This is a genomic window from Pseudogracilibacillus amylolyticus (SeqCode) (genome assembly GCF_051918545.1).
Lineage (GTDB): Bacteria > Bacillota > Bacilli > Bacillales > Amphibacillaceae > Pseudogracilibacillus.
Genome location: NZ_JBPPZG010000232.1, coordinates 1 through 5,696 on the forward strand (window position 1 = coordinate 1; position 5,696 = coordinate 5,696).

4 protein-coding genes are annotated in these 5,696 nt (G+C 35.5%); 2 read left to right on the forward strand and 2 right to left on the reverse strand.

Going from position 1 to position 5,696, the window contains the following annotated elements; genetic code table 11:
* A partial coding sequence (locus tag ACPYKA_RS18125; RefSeq protein WP_479543610.1) for an Ig-like domain-containing protein occupies nucleotides 1–980 on the reverse strand: 980 nt, incomplete at its 3' end.
* A gap of 623 nt (nucleotides 981–1,603) precedes the next feature.
* Between ACPYKA_RS18125 and ACPYKA_RS18130 the strand changes: the two genes are divergently transcribed.
* Nucleotides 1,604–2,707, forward strand: a complete 1,104-nt coding sequence (locus ACPYKA_RS18130; RefSeq protein ID WP_479543611.1) for a response regulator — start codon at nucleotides 1,604–1,606, stop codon at nucleotides 2,705–2,707.
* 18 nt (nucleotides 2,708–2,725) lie between these two features.
* Here ACPYKA_RS18130 and rarD read toward each other — a convergent pair whose 3' ends face one another.
* Complete coding sequence (gene rarD / locus ACPYKA_RS18135; RefSeq protein ID WP_479543612.1) at nucleotides 2,726–3,661, reverse strand: EamA family transporter RarD; 936 nt, start codon at nucleotides 3,659–3,661, stop codon at nucleotides 2,726–2,728.
* Between the two features lie 204 nt (nucleotides 3,662–3,865).
* On the opposite strand from rarD, the gene megL reads away from it, so the two are divergent.
* On the forward strand, nucleotides 3,866–5,032 hold the full coding sequence (megL, locus tag ACPYKA_RS18140) for a methionine gamma-lyase (RefSeq protein WP_479543613.1): 1,167 nt from the start codon (nucleotides 3,866–3,868) through the stop codon (nucleotides 5,030–5,032).
* The last annotated feature ends 664 nt before the right edge of the window (nucleotides 5,033–5,696 follow it).

Genomic DNA, 5,696 nt, shown 5'->3' on the forward strand with positions numbered 1-5,696 from the left:
TGGAATTTTTCTAAATTAAATTGTAAATTTAAACCTACAAAGCCGTTTTGAACAGCACTATCTTCAATATTTTCATTGAACACAAATTTAAGTTCGCCATCAATAATACTATACTCTCCAACAGTTACACCGTCAGTTTTTATTGGTTGATTTGTTATATTAACCTGTTTAAATATGTCTGGAAGTAGCATCGATGCGGTGTCACCGTTTTTGGCATTGTTGTCTGTTTCCCAATCAAATTCTATCTGGACTAGAGTATTGTCCTCTATATCGATAACAGCACCGTCTTCGATCTCTTCACCGTTAAGAGTGAAACTATTGAATGTAAATATATTTCCTAGATCTTTCACTTCAAACGGTTCTACTTCTGAGGCATCAGAAGTTGTAATGTCTTCCTCTAGCGCATTGTCTTCTTCAACTATTTCTTCATCAGAACTAGTACTCTCTTTTTCTGTCGCTCCTTCTTCAGCAGAAGTTTCAGAATCCTCTAGTTCTTTTTTACCCTCGGTAGTATCAGCTTCTTCTTCGGCTTGCTTTTCTTTTTCATCTTCCTGATCGTCATTGGCAACAATCACTTCTACCTTAAACGTTCCCTCTGCGTCTTTATGTTTCTCAGCCGCTTCATTAAAACGAACGGTTATGGTGTTGCCGGTTGTACGGTATTCACCAATATTTTCACCTCCGGCCTCAAGATTACCTCGCTGATCAGTTTCAATCACTAAACCTGTCGATAAGGTTAGTGATTCAAAATCTTTTGCAGTAATGTCAATATTCTCAGTTGACCAGCTAATATGCATGGTGACAGCTGAGTTTCCTTTTGCTTCTTCTATATTTATTTTGTTATTATTTTCATCTGTAAGTGTGATATCCGTAAAAATATTTGATCCTTCTGCTTTAATTTGTGTAGAAGAAGACAAACCAACAGTTGCTGTCTGAAACAACAAAAGAAAAATAAATAATATACTTAATCTTTTATCCACTAAAATACTCCTTTCATTTTTAGTTTTTTATTTTGTGGTTAATCAATCCATTGGAGAATTATAAAGATGGCATATATACAAAATCTGTACTAAGATTTCCTGAATAATCATAACTAACAGATTAATAGGGGTAAAAGACCTAAAGTAAGCGGATTCAAATGAAAAATGGGTGGAAAAATTTTAAACATGTTCATATTTTGATAAATATATATTTCGTTTTTCTATTTCTGTCCTTAGTGGGACTATGAACGTTTGCTGAAGATTTAATTTAAGAACTTTTTCTATACGACCCAAGTAAGAGTAAATCAGAAAGATCAGAAAGAGAGAGGGCGTTTTTATCTGTTGGGACTTTATCCATGGGGAACCTCCTTTTCAACTAGTTATAATTACGTAAAAGTAATAAAATATGCAAAACTAACCATTTCTGGTAAAATATAAGTAAGTGAAATGTTGTGTTTTCCTAAAAAATCTATTTAATTTGTAGCTGAGATCATTCTATGAGATAGAAATAAACAAATTCTATACATTGGTAAGGTAATAACAAAAAAAGAGGGTCTATAGGCCTAGCATTCGTGAATAAGATGAATGTGCTAGTAGACTAATGAATTAGAGGGGAATATTAAATGAAAATTATCTTAGTAGATGATGAGGTACTTGCATTAGAATTTCTCGAGCTTCAAATTAACAAATTAATGGATGCTGAGATAACAAAATTCACCTATTTAGATCCTAAAGAGCATAAGAAGGTGATTCAAGATTCTGACCTGGTGTTTTTGGATATTGAAATGCCTGGTAGAAATGGGCTCGAATTAGCAGATCAAATTGTTGAGGTTAATCCCCATCTTCAAATCGTATTTATAACAGCTTTTAATGAATATGCTGTGCAGGCGTTTGAACTAAATGCGTTGGATTATATTTTGAAGCCAGTTCAAGTAGAGCGCTTAGAAAAAACGTTCGAGCGACTGGAGACTAAGAAAACTCCAAAAACAACTCCTTTTTCTAGTAAACTGCATATCAATGTATGTGGAGAATTGACGTTTGAACAAGATGGGGACAGTAAGTTTATTAAGTGGAGAACAGCGAAAGCGCAGGAGTTATTTCTTTTTCTACTACACCATTCTGGTATGATGGTTCGGAAATCAGAATTAGTGGAATTACATTGGCCAGATCTTGAATTAGAACGAGCTTTTTCACAGCTATATACAACCGTTTATAATGTAAGGAAAACATTAAGTACATTCGGCAATCATTTGGCGGTAAAAAGTGTTCAAGATGGCTACATTTTAATTTTGAAAAATGTTATTGTAGATATTGTTAAATGGGAAGAAGAAATAACGAATGCTCCACCGATTCATATTGAAACAGTTGATATGTATGAGAAAATAATGGATTTATATACAGGTGCATATTTACAAAGCTATGATTATTTATGGGCGGAATCTGAACGATACCGTTTAGAACGATTATGGGTGAAAGTTGCTAATAAAATAGGGAATTGTTATGAAGAGAATAATTACTTAGAAGAAGCGGTTAAATGGTATGTTAAAATATGTAAAGTAAAACCAGAAGACGAACAGGCAAACTTCTCTTTAATGAAAATGTATGCGAAATTGGAATATGGATTATTAGTTAACTATCAATATGTACAGTTAGAAAAGGCGCTTGACGATATCGGAATTGACATTAATCCAAATATTAGGAAGTGGTATGCAAATTGGAAGAAGTAAAAAAGCAAAAGATCATTTTTATGAACTTTTGCTAACGGATTTTTGCCGTTTTGTTTCCTTCTTCTTTTTATACTGCAGGGATGAGCTCATATACAAAATTAAAGAAATCCAGATGAGTGAAAATGTAAATAAATGTGCAGAAGTGAACGCTTCTCCATTTAAAAACACGCCAATAAACAACATAATTGTTGGAGCGATGTATTGCAAAAAACCGACCATTGACAATGGAATAAATTGCACGGAGCTACCAAAAAGCATTAACGGAATGGCGGTTGCAATCCCGGCAGCCATTAATAATAGGTTGACGCTAACAGAACCTGCGCCATTTACAAAGCCTAAATTTCCCCCAAACATTACGAGTAAATAAAGAAGTGCAATGGGAGTCACAATAAGTGTTTCAATAGCTAAACTAAATGTTGAACTAATATGCACAACTTTTTTTAATAAACCATAAACAGCAAAAGTTATCGCCAACGCAAGTGAAATCCAAGGGAAGACACCATAACTTATTGTTAAATAAAGCACCCCGATACCAGCTAAAATAAATGATATTATTTGGGCAGGGGATAGTTTTTCCTTTAAAAACAAAACACCAAGTAAAACACTCATTAATGGATTGATATAGTAACCGAGACTAGCCTGAACGACAAGTTCCGCTTGGACAGCCCAAATGAAGATGAGCCAATTGGCACTAATAATTAAGGATGCAGAAGTGATAATAAATAAAGTTCTTTTATGATGTAGAATTTTTTTTAATTCTTTCATAAACGTCGTTAATTGTTTTGTAACAACAATGAAAATTATCATAAAAACAAACGACCAAATAATACGATGAGCAAGCACTACATCTGCACTTGCCCTCTCCAAAAGCTTCCAATAGATCGGGAGAAACCCCCAGATCACATAAGCACTTATTCCATAAAAGATCCCTTTTTTAATATTTTGTTCTTGCATATAAAGTCCTCATTTCACTTTGAATGAACGTTTCGCATCTCTATTTATTTAAAAGGAATCGTTTAAAAAAAGCAATTATTCAGTTTTGAAATGAGATAAATTCATTTAAACCTTCTGCTGTCCTTTCATGCTGTAGCTGAATAGATTATAATGAGATACAATATAAGATAAGTTTATCGATTAAAAAACGTGAGGGGGATAAACATGTCGAAGAAAAGGTTTGAAACGGCTGTTGTCCATGAAGGATATAATGCAAAGGAGATGTTAGGAAGTTTATCAACTCCATTGTTTCAGACTTCTACATACGAATTTCAGTCTGCTAAACATGGGGAAAAAAGTTTTTTAGGTGAAGAAGAAGGTTATATTTATACAAGGCTTGGAAATCCAACTGTTCAAGTTTTGGAAAAAAGAATTGCTGAACTTGAAGGAGCAGAAAGTGGGCTTGCCTTCAGTTCTGGTATGGGAGCAATTTCTGCAGTCCTTATTGCATTAACAAAAGCAAATGATCATGTATTATGTTCATCAGGTTTGTATGGATGTACATTCGGTTTATTGATGATGATGAAAGAAAAATACAATATGACAGTTGATTTTTCAGACTTTACATCGAAAGAAGAGATACGCAGTCAAATAAAGAAAGAAACTGCTTGTATTTACATTGAAACTCCAATCAATCCAACGATGCAATTAATTGATTTGCAATTGGTTGCAGAGGTGGCTAAAGAATTTGATATTCCTGTTGTTGTTGATAATACATTTTCTTCACCATACATACAAAGGCCTATTGAACTTGGATGTGATGTTGTTGTCCATAGTGCAACTAAATATTTGAATGGTCATGGAGATGTTATCGCAGGCCTTGCAGTGGGAAAAAAAGAATTTCTTGATCAAGTTGCTGCAACCACGCAAAAAGACATCGGGGCGGTGTTGTCGCCATTTGATGCGTGGCTTTTACTAAGAGGAATGAAAACATTACCTTTACGGATGGATCGCCACTCAGACAATGCCGAAAAAATTGTCGAACGAATGTTAAAACACGACAAAATTTCCAATGTTTATTATCCTAAGAATGACGATGGTGACATATATAAAAAGCAGATGAAACGAGGCGGTGGAGTAATTTCCTTTGAATATAAAGGAGATAAAAAAGAAACGCAAGCACTACTTGATCGGCTTTCGTTTATAAAAGTGGCAGTGAGCTTAGGTGATCCCGAGACACTTATTGAACATCCGGCTACGATGACACATGCAGTAATACCTGAAGAAGAACGATTAAAAATGGGAATTACTGATAATTTAATTCGTCTATCTGTTGGGTTGGAAGCTTGGGAAGATATTTGGGAGGATTTAGAGCGAGCATTAGATGATTAATAAACTGTTCAGTAACTCGGATAGTAATTATACAACCGCTACGGAAATACACTACGCTTTCCATGGGCGGGCTGCCTTAGCCTACTTGTCGCTTCGCTCCTACGTAGTCTCATCTAGGCCTGTCTTCCCATAGGAGTCTCCGTGTATTTCCTACGCTGGGTCTGTTTGGTAAACAACTTTGCATAATTTTTGATTACTATCTCAATGGTTGATTGGAGCTGGAGGGCAGTCGACTCCTGGTCGGCTAAAAGCTGTCACGTCCTCTGACCAACGCCGACACTAGCACGTCCTGTGCGTCGTGGGAAAAGCGACACGGGAACGCAGACTAAGAACGCCACGTCCTCATGTCTTCGTCTGCTAAAGTCACATCCTGTACGTCGGAAGACTCAGAAGCAGTGGTTTTCTGCTTCAGAGGCAGACCGCCGTGCCTAAGGATGCGCGAACTGCCCGGAGGCGGAAATCAATGAAGCTGTTACAAGGGTTACAAATTTTCATTACTGTACAGTTTACATCTACTGCGAAGATTTGAAAGAAATGACTTTTTCAAAAAGATTTATGTTCAACATATTAAAATAACTTGTTTTCACTGTTCAAGCCGCATATTGGTTAGGGAAAAGGGGTGAATACCTATGCAATTAATGTCTTTGTTATTAGGTTCTATTAT

Bases quoted from the DNA above. Each gene is read 5' to 3' on its own strand.
- ACPYKA_RS18130 (WP_479543611.1), top strand. From the start codon at position 1,604: ATGAAAATTATCTTAGTAGATGATGAGGTACTTGCATTAGAATTTCTC.
- rarD (WP_479543612.1), bottom strand. From the start codon at position 3,661: ATGCAAGAACAAAATATTAAAAAAGGGATCTTTTATGGAATAAGTGCT.
- megL (WP_479543613.1), top strand. From the start codon at position 3,866: ATGTCGAAGAAAAGGTTTGAAACGGCTGTTGTCCATGAAGGATATAAT.